Below are 20,483 nucleotides of genomic sequence, written 5' to 3' on the forward strand. Positions count from 1 at the left end.
GCGCTTTCATGCGCGTAACGTCATCACCGCAGGCGGAAGAGCCGTTCTATCCACGGACGGATTCCGGTGACCACCGGCCGGGCGGCCCGCGGGTAGGTGAAGACGGGGGTCTGGACGCCGTACGCGGCGTGCAGCTCGGCGGCCTTGCACCAGTCGGCGGTCACGCGGGCCGCGGCCCATGCCGCCGCGATGGCCGGTCTGGCCTCCGGATGGCGGTCGTAGGTCTGGAAGAGGGTCATCGCGGCGTCGGCGGCGGCGTGGCCGTCGCCCGGGTAGGCGGTGCCGGCCAGGTAGGGAGCGGTGACCCGGCCGCCGTGGCAGGTGTCGAGCACCCAGGTCCAGTTGGCCGTCACCAGCCCGAGCACGGGCTCGGGGACGTCGGCGGCGGCGCCGTACATGCGGTCCTGGCGGGGGCCGGTCAGGCGGCGGGCGTCCCACAACCAGTCGAGCTCCTCCGGCTGCGGGCCGCCGGCCAGCCAGGACAGCACCGCCAGCCCGCGCGCGGTGCGCAGGCGGCACAGGTCGAGCACGTGGCGCAGCATGCGGGGGCCGCGGTCGAGCCAGGTCGGCCAGTCGACGCGGTGCCCCCTCGGCACCAGCTCGGCCACCCGCCCCGGGACGGGCGACGGGCAGACCCGGCGCCCCAGATGCGGATCCTGACGCACCTCGAACGCCTCCACGACCCGCCCGGCGAGCCGGTCCTGGTGCGTCTCCAGAAGCTCCACGGGGTGCTCAGCCGCTCTCGACGGGGGTGACGGGCGCCTCGGTGGGGGTGTGCGTGGGGGCGGGCGTCGCCGTCTCCGAGGGCGTGGTGGTGGGCGCGGGCGTCTCCGTGGGCGTCGGTGCGGGGGTGGGGGTCGGCACCGGCGGGGTCCGGGTGGGCGGACGCGTGCCGGGTTCGCCGTGCGGCGGATGACCCGGCTCGCCGTGCGGCGGATGACCCGGGTGGCCGGTACGGCCGGGCAAACCGGGCTGGCCGTACGTCGGCTCGCCGGGGTCCTCGCCCGGGGGGTCGGTCTGCGGCGGGCCGTCGGGCGTCGGCCGCGGCTCGCCGGGCGCGGTTTCGGCGGGCGGCGAGCTCGCGTACGTGGGCACGAGCACGGCCGGCGGCACCGGCGTCGTCGAGCCGAGCATGCCGAACGGCTCGGGCGCGGCGCTGTCGAGGATGGGCGCTACGGTCAACTGGGCGTCCTGCGGGTCGGGTTGCCAGGGCAGTCTGATGCCGGGCGGCTCGCCGGTGGCGGGGAAAGCGGCCGTCGCCACCCCGGCGAGACCGCCGTTGTCCTTGCCGAACTGGTTGAAGATCACAGCTATCGCCACCACGGTCGCGACCGCCGCCAGCGCGCCCGCCACCGCCTGAGGCCACCTTCGAGCCGCCGTCTGCGTGGGAACGGGAAATCCGGCGGCGTCCAGGGCGGCCGTGCGCCGGGCGACGTAGCGGCGGTAGGGCAGCAGCTCGGGGTCGGCGAAGCAGCTCATGACCCTGATGCGCAGGGCCTCGGGGAGCGCGGCGGCGGGCAGCAGGCCGAAGACCTTGGCGGCCGAGGCCTGGCGGGCGCGGTGGGGGGCGCAGACCTCGCAGCGGGCGACGTGCCCGACCAGGTGCTCGCGCATCTCCCTGGTGAGGTCGCCGGTGAAGCCGGCCAGGATCCGGGCCCGGCGCGGGCAGTCGTAGGGGCCCTTGCGCGCCAGGATCTCGGCGGTGACGGCGTCGGTGAGACGATCGCGCGCCTGCTCCCTGGCCTGCTCGACCTGGCGCGGCGGGATCGCGAGCACCTGGGACAGCTCGGCGGTGTCCAGGGCGTGCCTGGTCGCCAGCTCCAGCACCTCGCGGTCGGCGACGGGCAGGCTCACGACCGCGTTCCAGGCCATGAGCCGCAGGTCGGCGTCGGCGGGGTCGTCCAGCGGCGGAGCCTCGGCCAGGACCTCGTCGGCGCCGGGCGGCGCGGCCATCCGGCGGCGCAGGCACTCCTGCCGGGCCAGGGCGAGCAGCCAGACCCGGAACCTGTCCGGCTGGGACAGCGCGCCCGCGTGCGCCTCGGCGGCGATCAGCGTGTCGCGCAGGGCCACCTGGGCGCTGTCGGTGTCGAGGAGGAGGGACCAGCAGTAGCGGTAGACGTTCTCCGCGTGCGTGTCGTAGAGCTCGGCGAGGGCTCCCGGGTCGCGGGTGCGGAGTGCCTCCACCAGGACGCGGTCATTCATGTGACCGAAGGTAATGGATCGGTAACTAGTAGTTCTACCGGTTCCGCCGCTTCTACCGCGACCCCGCCAATTTCCCCAGCAATTTGTTCGGACTAATACCGATTATTGCTTTACCTGCCCCATGGCCTCGCTTCCCCGGTCCACCGCGAACGGCTCAGAGGTGGGCTTGACCGTGTGCACCGGGAGCGCGCCGCCCATCGCCAGGTCCTCGTAGGGACGGCCGGTCGAGCCCCAGGTCCGGGCGGTGACGTCGGTCTTGACGACCTTGCTGTCCTTGGGCAGTCCGGCCACGGTGAGGATGAACCTGGGCGGGCTGCCGGCCTTCACGTCGTCCACGAACGTGCTGCCGCCGCCGAGCAATTTGCCGGCCGCGTCGCGCAGCAGCGCGTTCACCACCAGGCTGCTCGCCGGCAATTGATACGGATTCCCGACATAGCCGGTAATAAGGTAAGAGCCGTCTTTTTGGCGCATTGTCTGGACGCGCGTGATCGGGAAGGACTGGAACGACGACGGGATGCGCGCGGCGGACCGCCACTGCGCCGGACGGTACTGGATGGTCACCTTCACCGGCTTCTCGGCGGCGGACGCCTGGCCGGTGAAGGCCAGGGAGCCGCCCGGCGGCACGGCGTCGAGCGGCTGGTCCATGCGCACCACCTCGGTGCCGGCGGCGTCGCGGCCCACGATGGTGGCCACCACGTGCTCGCCGAAGTGCCACGGGTTGGCGTTGGTGAGCACGCCCGCCCAGTTGACGGCGTAACCGTCGGTGGACTTGGCGATGTTCGAGACCTGCTCCTTGAGAACGAGCGGCTTGAGCGATTGGGCGGGCTGGTCCTCACTTGAACAACCGGCGAGGCAGATCGCCCCGAGTGCGAGGAGGCTGACGGTTCGGCTACGCGGGATCACTTTGCCGTGATAACCCGTGCATGGGCACGGCTGGCAGATGACACGCGCCGGGCGTACCAACTCTTTAACGCCTCCGGACGACCCTCGTCTCGTCCCACACCGGCTCGGACGACTCGTAGACCGTGCCGTCGGAGCCGAAGACCAGGAAACGGTCGAAGTCGGCGGCGAACCAGCGGTCGTGGGTGACCGCCATGACCGTGCCGTCGAACGCGTCGAGGCCCACCTGCAGCGCCTCGGCGCTGGCCAGGTCGAGGTTGTCGGTCGGCTCGTCGAGCAGGAGCAGCGTGGCGCCCGACAGCTCCAGCAGCAGGATCTGCAGCCGCGCCTGCTGGCCTCCGGAGAGCGTGTCGAACCGCTGCTCGGCGATCAGCCCGGCCAGCTCGTAGCGGGCCAGCGTCTTCATGGCCTCGTTCTTGAGCTTGGCGTGCTCGTTCATCACGATCTCGACCGGGGTGCGGCCGAGCAGGTCGGGCCGGGAGTGGGTCTGGGCGAAGTGCCCCGGGACGACCCGGGCGCCGAGCCTGGCCACGCCGGTGTGCGCGACGGGCTCGCCGGCCACCAGGCGCAGGAAGTGGGACTTGCCCGAGCCGTTGGAGCCGAGGACGGCGACCCGCTCGCTGTACCAGATCTCCAGGTCGAACGGGCGCATCAGGCCGGTCAGCTCCAGGCCCTCGCAGATGACCGCGCGCTTGCCGGTGCGGCCGCCGCGCAGGCGCATCTTGATGTTCTGGTCGGCGGGGGCCTGCTCGGGCGGGCCCGCCTCGACGAACCTGCGCAGCCGGGTCTGGGCCGCGTGGTAGGGGGCGGCCATGCCGTCGTTGTACCTGGCCTTGTTCTTCAGCATGTTGACCAGGGCCTTGAGCTTGGCGTGCTCTTCGTCCCAGCGCCTGCGCAGCTCGTCGAGCCGCTCGTTGCGGGCCTTGCGGGCCTCGGCGTAACCGGCGAAGCCGCCGCCGTGGATCCAGATGTTGCCCGACTCGACCGTGACGATGCGGTCGGCGGCGTTGGCGAGGAGCTGGCGGTCGTGGCTGACCAGCAGCACGGTCTTGGGCGTCTCGCGCAGCTGCTGCTCCAGCCACTCCTTGCCGGGCACGTCGAGGTAGTTGTCGGGCTCGTCGAGCAGCAGGGTCTGGTCGGGGCCGCGCAGCAGCGCCTCCAGGACGAGCCGCTTCTGCTCGCCGCCGGACAGCGTGGCCACGTCGCGGTACTTCACCCGGTCGAACGGGACGCCGAGGGCCGAGACCGTGCAGGTGTCCCAGAGCACCTCGATCTCGTAGCCGCCGGCGTCGGTGTAGTCGCTGATGGCCTGCGCGTAGCGCATCTGCGCCTTCTCGTCGTCGCGCTCCATCATCACCAGCTCGGCCGCGTCGAGCCGCTCGGCCGCCTGCCGCACGGCCGGCGGGGCGACGCCGAGCAGCAGGTCGCGGACGTTGCTCCCGTCGCGCACGTTGCCGATGAACTGGCGCATCACGCCCAGCCCGCCGGAGCTCGTCACGTTGCCCTCGACGGGCTCCAGGTCGCCCGCGACCAGGCGCATGAGGGTGGTCTTGCCCGCGCCGTTGGGCCCGACGAGCGCCGCCTTGACACCGTCGCCGATCCGGAAGGAGACGTCGTTGAGCAGGGGCCTGCCGTCGGGCAGCACGTACGTCAGATGTCCTACTTCAACGTGGCCCATCCGGGCAGGCTACCGGCCGCCCGCGACCACCGGCACCCGGTTTTCGGCCGGTGATCAGGGGGCCCTGGACAGCAAGTGATCTAATGACTAGAACTGTACGGGACTCCCCCAGCCCCTAGGAACCGGTGATGACGCGATTCCGCTCCTCCCTCCTCCCCCTCGCCGTCGCCCTGCTCGGCCTGGTCGCCGTCCCGCAGCAGGCGTGGGCCGCGCCGCCCAAGCCGGTGCCGCCGTCGGCCGGCGTGACGCGGGAACCGTCCGGGCCGGTCTCGGCGTGCGCGCCCACCGTGCGCGGCGCGTCCGTGGACGCCCGGCTGACCAGCCTGTTCACCTCGTACGGCAACGACAACAGCCGCCTGGACGACTGGACGGGAGCCGACGGCACCTACTCGCTCCGGCTGCCGAACGGCCGTGAGCTGTGGGTGTTCTCCGACACCTTCCTCGGCCAGATCAACGCCGACGGCTCCCGGCCGCCCGTCGTCGAGGAGGGCGGCAGCACCGTCTTCCTGAACAACTCCTTCGCCGTCGAGCGGGACGGGCGGCTGTCCACCGTCCACGACGGCACGGCCGCGAAGCCCGAAGCCGTGATGCCTCCGCGCGACGACAAGCACTGGTTCTGGGCCGGGGACGCCACGCTGGCGGGCGGCCTGGTCGAGGTCACCTACCAGGAGTACGAGCGGTTCGGCCCCGGCGCGTGGGACTGGCGCTGGCACCGCAACGTGGTGGCCAGGTTCGCGCCCGGCCGGCTCGACCAGCCGGTCAGCGTGCACGACCTGCCCTCGGGCCACGGCGTCTCCTGGGCCTCCGGCCTGCTGAAGGACGGCGGCTACACCTACGTGTACGGCGTCGAGGACCTCGGCTCGGCCAAGTACATGCACCTCGCCCGGGTCAGGGGCCAGAGCCTGCTCGGCGCATGGGAGTTCCGCACGGCCGACGGCTCGTGGTCACCGGACGAGACCGACTCGGCCCGGATCATGGGCGGGGTGGCGAACGAGTACAGCGTCACCCGGGTCGGATCCGGATATGTCCTGATCACGCATGACACCACCGAGGTGCTCAGCCCCAACATCGTGGCCTACTCCTCCTGCTCGCCCACTGGCCCCTTCACCGGCAAGCAGCACGTCTACACCACCCCCGAGACCAGCGGGAACGTCTTCACCTACAACGCCCACGCCCACCCCGACGTCGCCGGGAACGGCCTGGTGGTCTCCTACAACGTCAACAGCTTCGTCAACACCGACCACTACCGGGACGTGTCGATCTACCGGCCCAGGTTCCTGGACGTGACGTTCGGGTGAGGCGCAACTGGGCGGCGCGCCTGCGGCACCTCACCCTCGACGGGCTGCGGGCGGTCACACTGGAGAACGAACGGCTGCGCGTGACCGTCCTGCCGGACAAGGGCGGCGACGTGGTGGAGTTCCTGCACAAGCCCACCGACACCGACTTCGTCTGGCTCTCCCCGCAGGGCCTGCGCGACCCGCGCGACCACCGTCACGGCGCGGCCGACGACGTCGCCCAGTTCGTCGACCACTACGAGGGCGGCTGGCAGGAGGTCTTCCCCAACGGCGGCGCGCCGAGCGAGTACCGGGGCGCGCGCCTGGCCCAGCACGGCGAGGTCGCCGGGCTGCCGTGGTCGTGCGAGGTGGTGGCCGACTGCGCGGAGGAGGTCGCGGTGCGGCTCGCCGTGCGGACCCGGCGGCTGCCGTACCGGGTGGAGAAGGTGTTCCGGCTCCGGGCGGGCACGGCCGCGCTGGAGGTCGAGGGGCGGGCGACCAACGAGGCGGACCTCGCGCTGCACGCGATGTGGGGCCAGCACATCGTCTTCGGGGCGCCATTCCTGCGGGCGGGCGCGCGGATCCGGCTGCCCGAAGGCGTGCGGGTGATCCCGCACGCGACGCCGATCGGCCCGGCCGGGCGCCGGGTGCGGGCCGGCGGGCCGTGGCGGTGGCCGGTGGTGCCCGCCGACGGGGGCGGGGAGACGGACCTGAGCGTGGTGCCCGAGCGGGGCGGGCCGAGCGACATCGTCTACCTCACGGGTTTCCCGGAGGGTTGGTACGAAATTTCAGGGGATATCGGTATCCGGGTGGAGTGGGATGCGGCGCTCCTCCCCTACCTGTGGATGTGGCAGGAGCTCGGCGCGTCCACCGGCTACCCCTGGTGGGGGCGGGCCTGCACGCTGGGGCTCGAACCGTTCGCCGGCATGCCGACCGACGGCCTGGCCGCCGCCGTGGCCAACGGCAGCGCCCTGTCGCTCGGACCGCAGGAGACCAAGGTGTCGAGATGGCGCGCGGAGGTGCTGGCGTGAGTGAGTTTTCCGGCAAGGTGGCGCTGGTCACCGGCGGATCGATGGGCATCGGCCGGGCGGTGGTCGACCGGCTGGCCGACGGCGGCGCGAACGTGGTGTTCTGCGGCGTGGACGAGGACGCGGCGCTCGACAGCGAGCACGTCACCGGCGTCGTCGCCGACGTGCGCCGGGCCGGCGACCTGCGCGACCTCGTGGACCTGGCCGTGACCAGGTACGGCGGCCTCGACGTCGTCGTCACCTGCGCCGGCGTCCAGCGGTACGGCACGGTCGAGGACACCCCGGAGGAGGTGTGGGACGAGGTCATGGACGTCAACCTCAAGGGCGTCTTCCTCACCTGCAAGGCCGCCGTGCCGAGGCTCAGGGAACGCGGCGGCGGCTCGATCGTGGTCATGTCCTCGGTGCAGGCGTTCTCGTCGCAGGCGCAGGTGGCCGCCTACACCGCGAGCAAGGCCGCCCTGAACGGCCTGACCAGGGCCATGGCGCTCGACCACGCGGCCGACGGCATCCGGGTCAACGTGGTCTGCCCCGGCTCGGTGGACACCCCCATGCTGCGCTGGGCGGCCGACCTGTGGCGGGGCGACCTGTCGCAGGAGGAGCAGGTCGAGCAGTGGGGGAAGGCCCATCCGCTGGGCCGCGTGGGCCGCGCGGAAGAGGTGGCCGAGCTGGTGGCGTTCCTGGCGGGGCCGCGTTCGTCGTTCATCACCGGCGCCGAGCACCGCGTGGACGGCGGCCTGCTGGCCCGGAACCCTGCGGCGCTCCCCGACTAGGTCGAGTAAGTCCCCAGTCGCCTCCCGAACCTGGCAATCGTTGCGTCAATGCGGCGAAGTGCCAGGTGGTGAGCCTGGTAACCAAGGTCTCTGCGTGTATTCGAGGGTGGGTCCCGAGCCCCCTCACAGCACGCTTGGTACGGGTTCCGAAACGACTCACCGATCTAGGAGAGACCTGTGAGGCTCACCAAGAAGGCCGCCGGCTTCATCGCCGCGGCCGCGCTGTTCACCGTGGTCGTCCCGGCTGCCGCGGCTGAGGCCAGCCCACGCTCGACGTGCTACGGCGGCCGCGTCTGCCTGTACGCCGGATTCGACTACAACCGGGGCCAGAGCGACCACTGGCGCGACTTCACGGCCGACGACTCCGACCTGGCCGACAACAACTGGCTGAACTGGGACTTCAGCAACACCTGGCACAGCATGGACAACGAGACCAGCTCCGTCAGGAACCGGGTCGGCTGCAGCGCCACCCTCTGGCAGCACGCCGACTACACCGGTGCGCACAGCACCTTCACCCACAACTCCAACGACGGTTACCTGTCGAACAACGCCATCGGCAACAACCGCACCAGCTCGATCGACATCTGGTGCCGCTGAGAAATAACGGGAGTGCCGGTTTCCGGGCTTGGCCGCCGGAAACCGGCTGTCGCGGCCTCCTCGCGGGCACGCTGCTGCTGTCCGTCGCGGCCTGCGCCGCCGGCGAGCCCGTACCAGAGCGGCCCCCGGCGGGCGTGACCTCGGTGTCGCAGCTCGTGTTGCCGTTCGACGCCTACAAGCCGACTCCCGAGCAGCGGGCCGTCCTGGGCAATGCCCACAACCACCTGGTCGCGCGGTGCATGAGCCGCCGCGGCCTCACCGTCACCCCACCCGCGGAGGACGCCGCCGAGCTGGCGGCGATCGACCCGGGCAACTCCCGCCGCTACGGCGTCGTGGACACCTCGGCCGCCCAGCGGTACGGCTACCACCTGGCCAGGCCTCCGTCCCCGGACACCACCGGCTCCTGGGTCAACAAGCTGCCCAAGCACACCCGCCACCGCCTGTACGGCACCGCCGCCGACCGCGGCTGCCTCGACCGCGCCTCCGCCGAGCTGGAGGGCGGCACCCGCCAGGCGGACTGGCCCTGGCTGGGCCTGCAGGACTCGCTCACCCTGGAACAGGCCGCCAAGCACGGCGGCGTGGCCGCGGCGACCAGGCGCTGGCAGTCGTGCATGACCCAGGCGGGACACCCCTACCCCGACCCGGAGTCGGCCATCGCCGACTCCCGCTGGAACCTGGAGAAGCCGGACGTGAGCGAGGAGGAGAAGCTGACGGCCGTCGCCGACACGACCTGCAAGTGGGCCTCAGGCCTGGTCGCCGCCTGGTTCTCGGCCGACGCCGAGCTTCAGCGCGCGGTCATCCGGGACAACCGGGAACGCTTCGACGCGCTCGCGGCCAGCCTGCGGCAGCGGCTGGAGCGCGCCTCACGCCTGCTGTCCGAGCACGAAGGCCGCCAGGTCGGCTGACTGGCGCAGCCTGCTGGGCTCGTGCGCGTACATCATGTGGCCGGCCTCGTAGTACTTGAACTCGACGTTGGCGGCCAGCTCGGCGGGCACGGGCAGGTGGGCGAAGGCGTGCTCGGCCGCGTAGTACGGCGTGGCGCCGTCGTGGTAGCCGCAGGCCACGTGCACGCGCAGGTGCGGGTTGGTGCGCATGGCGGCGCCGAGCCGGTCGGTCACGCTGACGTGCACGCCCTCGAACTCCTTGTACGACCACGGGTGCACCCGCGAGCTGAGGATCTCGTAGGGCAGGTCGTTGGCGTACTCCAGCTCGGTCCGCAGGTAGTGGTTGAGCGCGGCGCTGTAGGGGCCGGTGATGGCGTTCATGCTCGGGTCGGAGACGAAGTGCTCGCGACCGCCGTCGGGGTCCCAGCCGGTGAAGCGGCCGTCGAGCCTGCCGACGGTCAGCCGGCGCTCGCGCAGCAGCTCGGTGAAGAAGCGGATGTGCTCGATGCGCAGGTCCACGCGGTCGACGTAGTCCTCCGACAGGCCGGACAGGGCGGCGACCCTGGAGACCGCGGCGGCGCGCTCGCCGGCGGTGAGGCGGTTGCCGCGGGCCAGGGCCCACGGGTAGTCGCGGGAGGCGTACTCCTCGGCCTCGCGCAGCACGTCGGCCAGCGGGCGGTCGCCGTGCAGCCCGTGATAGTGCGCGATGGCGGCATAGGTCGGGAGATAGAGGGCGTAGGCCACGTCGTTGCCCTCGTTGAACTCGACGGTCGCGTAGTCGAGCACCGAGGAGATCAGCATCACGCCGTTGAGGTACATGCCGTGGCGCGACTGGAGGTGGTCGGCCAGCCCGGCCGCCCTGACCGTGCCGTACGACTCGCCGGCCAGGAACTTCGGCGACATCCACCGCGCGTTCCTGGTCGTCCAGAGCCGGATCACCTCGCCGACCGACTCCACGTCGCCGCTGAACCCGTGGTACGGCTCGGCCTTCTCGCCCTCGGCCGCCCGCGAGTAGCCGGTGGACATCGGGTCGATGACGACCAGGTCGCTCACCTTGAGCAGCGTCTCGTCGTTGTCGGCCAGCGCGTACGGCGGCGGCAGGAGCGCGCCCGCGTCCCCCATCACGACCCGGCGCGGGCCGAGGATGCCGAGGTGCAGCCACACGCTCGACGACCCCGGCCCGCCGTTGAAGGCGAACGTGACCGGCCTGGTCAGCGGGTCGGCGTCGTCGAGGGTGTAGGAGGTGAGGAACACCTCGGCCTTCGGGCGGTGGCCGTCGAACGTGCCGTCCGTGAACACCTCCTCGCGCACCACCATGGTTCCGGTGGTGGCGGTGTACCCCTGACCGGTCGGCAGGGTGTGCCGGGTGGTGACGAGGTTGTCGGCGGGCTTCTTTGTCTGTACTTCGTCGGACATAGCGGCCAATTATGGGGCAACGTCCACCGAGATCGCGGGGTCGGCGAAGCGCTCGTTCGGGACGGTGGCGTACCAGCCTGGACGCCCCGGGTCGCGGTCGTAGGGATAGCCGCCGGTCTCCCGGTAGAACTCGGCGTAGCGGGCCACGCGATCGGGGTCGAGACGCACCCCGAGCCCCGGCCCGGAGGGCACGGCGATGGCGCCGTCCGCGTACGGCAGCCTGCCGCCCTCGATCACGTCGTCGCGCAGCTGGTGGTAGTGGGCGTCGGCGGCGTAGGTCAGGTTCGGCAGCACCGCGCCGAGGTGCAGCATGGTCGCGAGCTGGATGCCGAGCTCGCCCGAGGAGTGCACGGCCACCCCGACCTGGAACGTGTCGCACACCCCCGCCGCCTTCACGCACGGCCGGACCCCGCCCCAGAACGTCGTGTCCAGCAGCACCACGTCGGCGGACCTGCGCAGCACGTTGGAGGCGAGCTGCTCGAAGTTGACGACCACCGTGTTGGTGGCGAGGGGCACCCTGACCTGCTCCCGGACGGCCCTGAGCCCCTCCATCCCCCAGACGGGGTCCTCCAGGTAGTCGTTGTTCAGCCCCTCGATGGCCCGGCCGAACCGCAGCCCCTCGGCCACCGACAGGACGGCGTTGGGGTCGTACCTGAGCCGGTCGTCCGGGAACGCCTCGGCCAGGGCCCGGTAGCACTCCAGCTCGTAGTCCGGCGGGAAGACGCCGCCCTTGAGCTTGTGCACGGTGAACCCGTGCGCCTGCTTGAGCAGGGCGGCGTGCTCGACGAGCTGGGCGGGGGTGCGGATCTCCGGATGGCCTTCGGCGGCGTACCGGAAGAACAGGTAGGAGGCGAACGGGACCGTGTCCCGCAGCCGCCCGCCCAGCAGGTCGTGGACGGGCACGCCGAGGTGCTGCCCGACGAGGTCGAGGCAGGCGAACTCGACGGCGGCCAGGAGCTGGGTGCGGTTGTTGTAGAGCGAGGCGGTCGGATTGGCGATCTTGAAGCGCAGCGCCTCCAGCTCGAACGGGTTGTGCCCCTTCAGGTACGGGACGAGCGCACGGAAGGCCGACTCCGCGCTCTCCCCACCGCCGCCCATCTCCCCCAGGCCGACCAGCCCGTTGTCGGCCTCGACCTCGACGATCGTGCGCACGAACCGGCCCCAGTGGGCGCCGTTGCTGTGCCGCAGCGGCGCCTCCAGCGGGACGGCGACCGTCGTGGCCCGGATGTCAACGATCTTCACGCGCGCTTCCCTCCGACGACGGCGACCCCGCAGGCGGGCAGCCGGACCTCGACCGGATCCCGTCCAGGGACCGTGACCGTCGCCGTCACCGGCTCGGCGGCCAGCGACTGCAGCCGGACCACCTGCTCGCCGTCCACCCGGCCGATCGAGGTGATCAGCACGTCGGGGTGGTCCACCGAGGCGTAGGTCTCGGTGGCCCCGGGACCGCCGGTGATCAGCGCGCCGACGAACGGCTCGGTCAGCCCCGAGGCCGCCGCCGCGCCCAGCCTGCTGCCCTTGACACCGGCCGCCGAGGTGACGGCGTACCGGAAGGTGGTCTCGCCCTGCTGCTGGGCCGGGAAATTGGTGTCCCAGATGTTGTTGAGCGCCCAGGAGTAGACCGTGCCGTCCTCCTTGTCGAGCGTGGGCGGGAACGGCGCGTACGGCATGTGGATGGTGCCGAGCTGCACCAGCGGCGCTTCCAGGGTGGCCCAGGCGACGGTCAGCTCGGGGTCCTCGAAGGCGATCCAGTGCCTGATCGGCAACATGTACTCGGCCGAACCGGGCACGCGTGGCACGCCGGGGCCGCCGACGCCGCCGGTCAGCTCCCAGGCGGTGGCCGGGCCGGTCGCGAACGGGAAGGCCAGGAACACCGCCTCCTTGGCCGGGGTTCCCTGCTTGGCGAGCTGGTAGGTCAGGTCGAGCCTGGGGACGCCCCGGTGCAGCTCGATCGTGGTGCGCAGCCAGTCGACGCCCTTGCCCTGGAGCTCGATGACCAGCCTTTCGCCGACCGCCGTGCGCTGGGCCTTGACGATCGTGGCGTGCCGGGCGACGGCCCGGTCGCCGAGGAGCGTCCTGTCGTGCGCCCCGACGTGACCCGACAGGTGGTTGAAGTGCGGGGCGGTGGCGTAGCGGTCGTATACGTACTGGCCGAAGCCGGCGGCCGCCTCGCCGTTGACCAGCTCGCGGCCGGCGGACTTGTCGAAGATCGAGCTGATGTGGCCCTCGCGCACGTCGTAGGCGACCCGGTAGAACTCGTTCTCGATCACGCCGTCCAGGTCCGGCTCGACCGGCTCGGGGGCCTGGCCCGGCCCGCGGACGACGTCCAGCCGCGCGTAGCCGAAGCCGGGGACGTCCGGCACGACCGCGTGCACGTGCCGGCCGATCGGGCGGGTCGGCCAGTCGTCGGGGTCGACGTACTCCTCGTGGTGCGGCACGGTCTCGCCGGTCCGGGCGTCGACCAGCGCGATCGGCACGTCCACGGCCACCACGTCGCGCGGCAGGAACGCGCGCACCACGTCGGTGCGCGCCCTGGTGCCGGGGTTGAACACGGCGAAGGCCGCCAGGACCGCGCCTTCCGTGCCCTCCGCGCCTTCCGGGTCCGGGGAGGAGAGGGCGGCGGCGAAGCGGCGGGTGGCGGCGTGCAGCAGGTCGGAGGCGTCGTCCTGGGCCTGGTAGGCGCCCGACGACTTGCGGGTCCACTGCAGGCCGCCGGAGTCGCCCGCCTCCTCGGCGTCCTCCCACGGGTTGGCCGCGCCCCAGGTGTGCTCGTTGAACAGGGCGACCTTGTCGTAGGCTTCGTCGATCTGGTCCGTGGCGTCCGCGCCCGCGATCGTGTGCAGGGTCTCGGCGACGCGCAGGGCCGACTGGGCGCGGCGCACGTAGCCGAGCGGGCGGGCGCCCGAGCCGAGCCCGTCGGCCCACCAGTCGGTCCAGTCGCCCTCGTGCACGGCCAGGCGGTCGTGGTAGTGCTCCTCGACGTGCTCGAAGAAGTCGCTGTTGACCGCCGAGCGCAGGCGCGGCCAGGCCCACGTCTCGTTCCACCGGCGGGCGATGGAGGCCGGCACGATCGACGGCCCGGCGTTGTCGGCGTGCGCGCCCTGCACCCGCAGGTGCAGCACGTCCAGCTCGTACGGCTCGCGCGGCGCGTCCGGCCCCTGCCACCCGAACGTCCCCGGCCCGTACGGGTAGCCCCGCGTGGCCAGCGCCGACAGGTAGCGCGGCAGCAGGTCGTCGGCCAGCTCGTAGGAGTCGGTCAGCCCGACCGTGTTGCCCTCCATGTACGCCATCCCGTGCGGCGTGTCGGTGAACCACACGAGCAGCTCGTTCCCGCTCGGCGCCCGCCACCGGAACGGCCTGGTCAGCTTGTCGCCGCCGTGCAGGTACGGCACCGACCGCCCGGCCCAGTTGTGCGCGGCGGCCAGATAACGCACGCCTGAGGCGTTGAGCGCGTCCACCAGGCCGACGACCGCGCCCGGCACGTCGGTGTGCATGGCGGACCTGGTGGCGAAGCCGTACCGGTCCTGGAGCTGGGCGGTGAAGCGGAGCTGGCGGTAGAGCTCCTCGGTCGAGCACGCCTCGGTGTGCAGCTGGAACGGCAGCGCGGTCACCTCGATCACGCCCGCCCTGGCCAGCGCGGCGAACGACTCGACCTGCCCGGCCGGCCGGGCGTCGAGCCATTTGAGCGCGGGCATCGACGACTCGACCGTCCAGCGGAACTTGGCGTCGTCCGGCCAGGAGGCGGTCTCCTCGGCCAGCCGCACGGCCGCGTCGAGGTAGTCGAGGTGGTGACGGAGCACCGTGCCCTGGGGGTCGGTGTAGCCGATGTCCAGGTGCGAGTGGTGCACGACGAACACGCTCCACTTGCGCTGCGGGGTGACCGTGACCTGCGCGCTGCCGACCACGCCGGCGTCGTCGCGGCACTCCAGGGTGAGCGTGCGCGGCGCGTCCACCTCGGGCACCAGCAGCGTCACGTCCGTGCCGGAGGCGCTGTCGACGCCCACCAGCACGTGGGTCAGGGGTTGCGTGCTCGACACCCTGACCGCCTGGCGGCCGTCGTGCGTGAACAGCGGCAGCACCGCGACCCGCACCTCCAGCCCGCGCGCGCTGATCACCGGGGTCGAGGTGTCGTTGCGCAGCGCCTGCCTGATCCCGTCGTAGTCGGGGCTACCCAGGCTCCGCTGCAGCAACCGGCTCGTCATCTAAACACTCCCTAGGGACAGGCCCCGTGCGAAGAGGCGCTGGGTTGCCAGGAACAGCACGACCGTCGGCAGCGAGACCACCAGGCCCGCCGCCAGGCCGACGGGGACCGGGGTGCCGGCGTAGACGTCGGTCATCAGCCCGGCCAGGGCGGTCATGACCGGCCGTACGCTCTCGGTCTGGGTCAGCGTCAGGCCGAAGACGAGGTCGTTCCAGATGAAGGTGAACTCCAGGATGAACACCGCCGTCAGCGCGCTGAGCGAGATCGGCAGGTAGATGCGCCAGAAGATGCGCCACGTGGACGCGCCGTCCATGCGGGCCGCCTCGAAGATCGAGAACGCGACCCCCGTGTAGAAGTTGCGCAGCACGAACGCGGCCAGCGGCACGTTGATCGCGGTGTAGATCAGGATCATGCCGAGCCTGCTGTCGTACAGGCCGGCGTCGCTGTAGCCGACGAACAGCGGCACGAGCAGCATCTGCGACGGGAACACGGTGCCGCCGAAGATCAGCAGGAACCACCAGAACCCGTGACGCAGCCGCAGCACCACGATCGTGTAGCCGGCCAGCGCCCCGATCACCACGCCGAGCAGCGGCGAGACGACCGCGTAGAGTGCGGTGCTGGCCAGGCTGCCGGTCAGGTCGGCGCTGTCCAGGGCGCGGCCGAAGTTGTCCAGCAGCGCGAAGTCACCGGACGGCGCCCACGCGCTGCCCGGGTCGTACGAGGCCGCCGGCCTGGAGGCGTTGACGACGAGCAGGTAGGTCGGGCCGAGCCAGATCAGCCCGAGCACGATGAGCACGATCCGCCGGATCATCGCACCTGCCTCCTCAGGTAGAGGTAGGAGGCCAGCCCGGTGACCACGGTGAGCAGCACCGCGACCGCCGAGCCGTAGCCGTAGTCACTGGCCACGAACGTGTCGCGGTACATGGTCACCGCCAGCGTCTCGGAGTTGCGTCCCGGGCCGCCCTGCGTCAGCACCCACACGATGTCGAACGTCTTCAGGCTCGCCACCAGGGCCAGCCCGACCACGACCGCGGTCAGCGGGCGCATCAGCGGCCAGATCACGTGCCGGAACAGCCGCCAGCCGGAGGCGCCGTCCAGGCGGGCGGCCTCGATGGGCTCCTTGGGGATGGACTGCAGGCCCACGACGAACAGCAGCGTGTTCACGCCGAGCTGCTGCCAGGTCCACACCAGCAGCATGGCCAGCGTGTTGTCCGGCGCGACCTGCAGGAACGCGGTGTCCACGCCGAGGAGCCGGTTGGCGATGCCGTCGTGGGACAACACCGGGCTCCACACCATGGCCAGGCCCGCGCCGCTCAGCGCGTACGGCAACATGAACGGCACCCGGTACCAGGCGCCGCCCTTGATGTCGTAGGACAGCACCGCGACCAGCAGGCCGAGCCCGACCGGCAGCACCATCGTGCCGGCCACCCAGATGAGCGTGTTGCGGGTCGAGGTGAGCAGCGCGGGGTCGTCCAGCAGCTTGACGAAGTTGTGCACGCCGACCCACGCCGGAGGCTCCAGGCCGTCGTAGCGGGTGAGGCTCAGGTAGGCCGTCCACAGGAACGGCGCGTAGAGCAGCCCCGCGACCAGCACGGCCGCGGGCGCCACGTAACCGTGCCTGAACCGGCCCAGCATCGGGGTCCGGGCGCTCATCACTGATGCGTGGCCCAGTACTCGTCGGCGGCCTTCTGGATGGTGTCCAGCACGTCCTTGTACGTGCCGGGCTCGGTGACGAACTTGCCGAAGCCGTCGAGAGCGGCGGTCAGCACCGGCGGCGGCGTGGCCTCGAAGTAGCGGTTGACCAGGCGGTACTTGCCGCCGCCCGCGTCCTTGGTGACCGCGCCGAGCGCTTCGTCGGCGATCTCGACCTTCGGGTTGGCGCTCACGTCGCCCCTGGTGGTGGCCCACTTCTTCTGGGCGTCGGCGGTGGTCCACCACTTGAGGTACTTCATGCTGGAGTCGGGGTCGGCGCCCTTGGCGAGCGAGCACAGCGGCCCGCTCTCGAAGATCATCGAGGTCTTCGGCAGCGCGGGGTTGACGTTGGGGATGACGAAGAATCCGTAGTCGGTGCCGGACTTCAGGTCGCGCTGCGTCATGCTGGTGCTGAACCAGGTGCCGAAGGAGACCATCGCCGCCTTGCCGGTCTTCATGACGTCGCCGGGGTCGGTCTTGTCACCCGGGTTCATGAAATATCCGGCGTCGATGAGCGACTTCCACTTCTCCATCACCTGCACCACACCCGGATCGGTGTACTTGGCCTGGCCCGTGGACAGCCGGTCGTACAGGTCGGGGTCGGAGCCGGCCAGGAGCTGCTCGAACCAGACGAAGGAGAACAGCACGCTGGTGTGGTAGAAGGCCTTGACGCCGTTCTTCTTCAGGGTCTCGGCGGCCTGGACCAGCTCGTCCCACGTCTGCGGGGGCTTCAGGCCGTACTTGTCAAAGATCTTCTTGTTGTAGAACATGCCCCAGTAGGCGACGTTCATCGGCACGCAGTACTGCTTGCCGCCGATGGTGTAGTACGGGGCGAGATCCTGCGACAGGTCGCCCGCCTTGATCGCCTCCTGCCAGACGGCCGTGCTGTCGGCCACCTGCTTCTGCTTGACGATCTCCGCCAGCATCCCCCCGGTCTGCCAGGTGAACAGGTCGGGCTTCACGTCCGTGCGGAACGACGCCTTGATGAAGGCCTGGTACTGCGCGGAGTCGGTGTATCCCGTCGGCTTCATGCCCAGGCCGATCTGCTGCTTGGACAGCGCGCCCATCTCGTCGAAGTATTTCGTCCAGGCGCCCTTGTCGTTGTAGAGCGTCAGTTCGGTCTTCTTCTTCGGCGCCTCGGCGCTGTTGCCGCCGCAGGCGGTCAGGACCAGCGCCGCCACGCCGAGCGTGGCCACACGTGACCGGAACATGGCCGGCCTCCTTGCTCTTTCGGGGGGACTTGCTCTATCTGGGTGGCAACCTCTGTTCGACGACGGTCCGGACGTCGACCAGATGGGCCCGCATGCGCGCCTGCGCCTCGGCGGCGTCACGCGCTTCGATGGCCTCCAGGATGGCCAGGTGCTCCTCGTAGTCGCGGCGCCGGTCGTCGAAGATCTGCAGGATCTCCCGCTGCTCCGGCCCGTGGACGGTGAGCAGCGAGTCGACGACCTCGTGCAGCACGCTGTTGCCCGCCATCCGCGCGGTCGCCCGGTGGAAGGACATGTTGGCCTCGTGCAGCTCGGCGTCCTCGCCGCGCAGGTGCCGGCCGGCCTGGTCGAGCACCCGCTTGAGCGCGGCCAGCTCCGCGCCCTCGGCGTGCTCGGCGGCCATGGCGGCCAGCGGCGGCTCGATCACGATCCGCGCGCCGAGCAGTTCGAGGAGCTGGGCGGCATGCATCTCGCGCATGTTGGGGTTGGGCAGCACGAGCCGCTCGATGTCGGCGCCGACGTAGATGCCCGAGCCGTGCCGCAGCTCGATGGCTCCGGTGGCCTCCAGCCTGCGCAGCGCTTCGCGCAGCGTCGGGGTGGTGACGGCGAAACGCTGGGAGAGCTCCCTGGTGGAGGGCAGCCTGTCGCCCGGCCGGTGCCCTCCACTACGGATGAGCTCCAGCATGCGCTCGGTCAGAGCGTCGGAAAGCGTCGGCCGCGCAACCTCGGACATATCAAGTGATCTAATCACCTAATCCGACGCACGTCTACGCCGACCGGGGATCTTCCCCGATCAGCGCTTGAGCAGGTCCTTCATCAGGTCGATCTGGGCCTTGCGGGACGCCTGCACCTGCCCCGCCCACTCCTTGACCGCCGGGTCCGCGCCGGAGGCCACCTCGGTGTCCGCCATCCTGATCGCGTCACCCTGGTGCGCGATCAGCAGGGTCATCAGGTCGTGCTCGAAGGACTTCGACTTCTTCAGCGCCCTGATCTGCTTGCGGTCGGTCTCCGGCATGCCGCCATGGTGGTCATGGGCGCCGGAGGCGGCGGTGAGCGGCTGCTCCCAGGCGTACAGCCAGCGCAGCATCATCTCGACCTCGTCCTGCTGCGTGCTGGCCACGGCGGCCACCAGGATCCGGAGCTGGTCGTCGGTGGCCCGTTGACTGCCGAGCTTGGCGATCTCTATGCCCTGACGGTGGTGCTGCACCATCATCTGCACGAACATCACGTCCTGGGCGTTCACCGGAGGGGCCTGGGCTCCGGCAGCCCCGCAGGCGGTGGCCAGCAGGAGGCACAGGGCCGCCAGGACGAGCTTCAGGGCGCCGGATCGGGGGGTAGCGGCCACTCTGCGCGCCTTCCATTAAAAAGGAAACCTTCCTAAGAGTTAGACGATTTCCCCCCGGCGCGCAAGGGCCCCTGTCAAGGCGGCGGACCGCCTGCGCGGCGGCCGGCACGGGGCCGCTCGCCGTCCGGCACGACCGGCGCGGCGGACCGGCGCCGGGCCGCCCACCGTCCGGCCCGGCCCCTAGGAGGCCGCCTGGCCGAAGACCTCCTTGACCAGCCGCTGCACGACCTCCTGGAACGCCGCGGCCTGGGACATCGCGGCGTCGTCCACGTAGGTCACCGAGGCGGTCAGGGTCCTGCGGCCGTCGGGCGTGCTGTACATCAGCGCCGCCGAGCCCGAGATGCCGCCGTTGTGCGTGATGACGGTGCCGGTGTCGGGGTCCGCGTCCTGCACGAACACCCCCAGGCCGTAGCCGACCTTGGGATGCGCGGCGCGCATCTCGTCCAGCAGCGGGGCCGGCAGGAGCCGGCCGCCCATCAGCCCGGAGATGAACGTGTGCAGGTCGCGGGTGGTCGAGATCATGTCGCCGCCGGTGGAGATCCAGGAGGGGTTCTGACGGGTGACGTCGACCGTCTTGTCCTGGCCGTCCTCCTCGTAGCGGTAGTAGGCGTGGGCGTGCGGCCCGGCGATCTCCGTGTCGGTGTCCGGCACGACGGTGTCCGGCAGCCCGAGCGGGTCCAGGACGCGCAGCCGCATCTCCTCGGCCAGCGGACGGCCGGTGACCTTCTCGATCAGCAGCCTGACCAGGACGTAGTTGGTGTTGGAGTAGCTCCAGTCCGCCCCCGGCTCGAAGCGGGCGGGCTTGGACAGCGCGAGCCGTACCAGCTCCTGCGGCTGGTAGGTCTTGAAGCGGTTCTCCACCCACTCCTTGCCCGACCAGACGATCCCCGGCACGACGGTGCCGTCCTCGTAGTACTCGCCGGTGAAGTTGAACACGCCGCTGGTGTGCTGGAGCAACATCCGTACGGTGATCCGCCGGTCCAGCCCGAACTCGGGCAGGTGGTCGTCCACGACATCGTCCAGGCCGAGCACGCCGTCGGCCACCAGGCTCAGGACCAGGGCCGCGGTGAAGGTCTTGGTGACGCTGCCGACCCGGAACCGCCCGTCCGCCGGCGGCTCGGCGAGGCCGCCCAGCTCGCGCACCCCGGCGGTGCCGACCCACTCGCCCCGCTCGTCGTTCACCCGCATCTGCACGCCGACGAAACCGGCGTCCACGATCTCCTGGAGGATCTTCTGCAGCTCCGGGCGCTCGGCCACGTTGTCCACGGAAACGCTGTCGTTCGTCATG

General features: G+C 71.2%; 18 protein-coding genes. 5 read left to right on the forward strand and 13 right to left on the reverse strand.

Annotated elements, in window-relative coordinates; translation table 11 throughout:
* Positions 1-23: 23 nt before the first annotated feature.
* The 4 genes from AB0J46_RS17845 to AB0J46_RS17860 form a co-directional block, all read right to left on the reverse strand.
* Entirely contained in the window at positions 24-725 is a 702-nt protein-coding gene (locus AB0J46_RS17845) for a hypothetical protein (RefSeq protein WP_364332678.1), read from the reverse strand.
* Between the two features lie 7 nt (positions 726-732).
* Positions 733-2,202, reverse strand: a complete 1,470-nt coding sequence (locus AB0J46_RS17850; protein WP_364332681.1) for a hypothetical protein — start codon at positions 2,200-2,202, stop codon at positions 733-735.
* A 102-nt stretch (positions 2,203-2,304) separates the two neighbouring features.
* Positions 2,305-3,105: a hypothetical protein gene (locus AB0J46_RS17855; protein WP_364332684.1), complete on the reverse strand. Its 801-nt coding sequence runs from the start codon at positions 3,103-3,105 to the stop codon at positions 2,305-2,307.
* Between the two features lie 64 nt (positions 3,106-3,169).
* Positions 3,170-4,780 (reverse strand): ATP-binding cassette domain-containing protein, encoded by a 1,611-nt coding sequence (locus tag AB0J46_RS17860; protein ID WP_364332687.1) that lies wholly within the window; start codon positions 4,778-4,780, stop codon positions 3,170-3,172.
* Positions 4,781-4,908: 128 nt separating this feature from the next.
* Between AB0J46_RS17860 and AB0J46_RS17865 the strand changes: the two genes are divergently transcribed.
* The 5 genes from AB0J46_RS17865 to AB0J46_RS17885 all read left to right on the forward strand — a co-directional run bounded on the left by AB0J46_RS17865 (position 4,909) and on the right by AB0J46_RS17885 (position 9,354).
* Positions 4,909-6,078, forward strand: coding sequence for a DUF4185 domain-containing protein (locus tag AB0J46_RS17865; protein WP_364332690.1), 1,170 nt, complete (start codon positions 4,909-4,911; stop codon positions 6,076-6,078).
* Positions 6,075-7,085, forward strand: a complete 1,011-nt coding sequence (locus AB0J46_RS17870) for a DUF4432 family protein (RefSeq protein WP_364332693.1) — start codon at positions 6,075-6,077, stop codon at positions 7,083-7,085. Before AB0J46_RS17865 ends, AB0J46_RS17870 begins: the two co-directional genes overlap by 4 nt.
* On the forward strand, positions 7,082-7,852 hold the full coding sequence (locus tag AB0J46_RS17875) for an SDR family oxidoreductase (protein WP_364332696.1): 771 nt from the start codon (positions 7,082-7,084) through the stop codon (positions 7,850-7,852). The genes AB0J46_RS17870 and AB0J46_RS17875 overlap by 4 nt, the downstream gene beginning before the upstream one ends.
* 177 nt (positions 7,853-8,029) lie before the next feature.
* Entirely contained in the window at positions 8,030-8,449 is a 420-nt protein-coding gene (locus tag AB0J46_RS17880) for a peptidase inhibitor family I36 protein (RefSeq protein ID WP_358291533.1), read from the forward strand.
* 143 nt (positions 8,450-8,592) lie between these two features.
* Positions 8,593-9,354 carry a hypothetical protein gene (locus AB0J46_RS17885; protein ID WP_364332699.1) on the forward strand — a complete coding sequence of 254 codons (762 nt, stop codon included), beginning with the start codon at positions 8,593-8,595 and terminating at the stop codon, positions 9,352-9,354.
* Here AB0J46_RS17885 and AB0J46_RS17890 read toward each other — a convergent pair.
* The 9 genes from AB0J46_RS17890 to AB0J46_RS17930 form a co-directional block, all read right to left on the reverse strand.
* Entirely contained in the window at positions 9,313-10,749 is a 1,437-nt protein-coding gene (locus tag AB0J46_RS17890) for a peptidase S10 (protein WP_358291529.1), read from the reverse strand. The genes AB0J46_RS17885 and AB0J46_RS17890 overlap by 42 nt on opposite strands.
* Before the next feature lie 9 nt (positions 10,750-10,758).
* The gene (locus tag AB0J46_RS17895; protein WP_364332702.1) at positions 10,759-11,991 is read right to left on the reverse strand and encodes an enolase C-terminal domain-like protein; all 1,233 of its coding nucleotides are present in this window, start codon (positions 11,989-11,991) and stop codon (positions 10,759-10,761) included.
* Positions 11,988-14,951, reverse strand: coding sequence for a hypothetical protein (locus AB0J46_RS17900; protein WP_364332705.1), 2,964 nt, complete (start codon positions 14,949-14,951; stop codon positions 11,988-11,990). The genes AB0J46_RS17895 and AB0J46_RS17900 overlap by 4 nt, the downstream gene beginning before the upstream one ends.
* On the reverse strand, positions 14,952-15,761 hold the full coding sequence (locus tag AB0J46_RS17905; RefSeq protein WP_364332708.1) for a carbohydrate ABC transporter permease: 810 nt from the start codon (positions 15,759-15,761) through the stop codon (positions 14,952-14,954).
* A complete protein-coding gene (locus AB0J46_RS17910; protein WP_357975433.1) occupies positions 15,758-16,603 on the reverse strand; it encodes a sugar ABC transporter permease in 846 nt (281 codons plus the stop codon). Before AB0J46_RS17910 ends, AB0J46_RS17905 begins: the two co-directional genes overlap by 4 nt.
* On the reverse strand, positions 16,603-17,853 hold the full coding sequence (locus AB0J46_RS17915) for an extracellular solute-binding protein (RefSeq protein WP_364332711.1): 1,251 nt from the start codon (positions 17,851-17,853) through the stop codon (positions 16,603-16,605). Before AB0J46_RS17915 ends, AB0J46_RS17910 begins: the two co-directional genes overlap by 1 nt.
* A gap of 34 nt (positions 17,854-17,887) precedes the next feature.
* On the reverse strand, positions 17,888-18,583 hold the full coding sequence (locus tag AB0J46_RS17920; RefSeq protein WP_352318565.1) for a FadR/GntR family transcriptional regulator: 696 nt from the start codon (positions 18,581-18,583) through the stop codon (positions 17,888-17,890).
* Positions 18,584-18,643: 60 nt separating this feature from the next.
* On the reverse strand, positions 18,644-19,195 hold the full coding sequence (locus AB0J46_RS17925) for a DUF305 domain-containing protein (RefSeq protein WP_364332714.1): 552 nt from the start codon (positions 19,193-19,195) through the stop codon (positions 18,644-18,646).
* Positions 19,196-19,375: 180 nt separating this feature from the next.
* Positions 19,376-20,482, reverse strand: coding sequence for a serine hydrolase domain-containing protein (locus AB0J46_RS17930; protein WP_364332717.1), 1,107 nt, complete (start codon positions 20,480-20,482; stop codon positions 19,376-19,378).
* Between the last annotated feature and the right edge of the window lies 1 nt (position 20,483).

The sequence above is a fragment of the Nonomuraea sp. NPDC049758 genome (assembly GCF_040674635.1).
In the GTDB taxonomy this organism is placed as follows: Bacteria; Actinomycetota; Actinomycetes; order Streptosporangiales; family Streptosporangiaceae; genus Nonomuraea.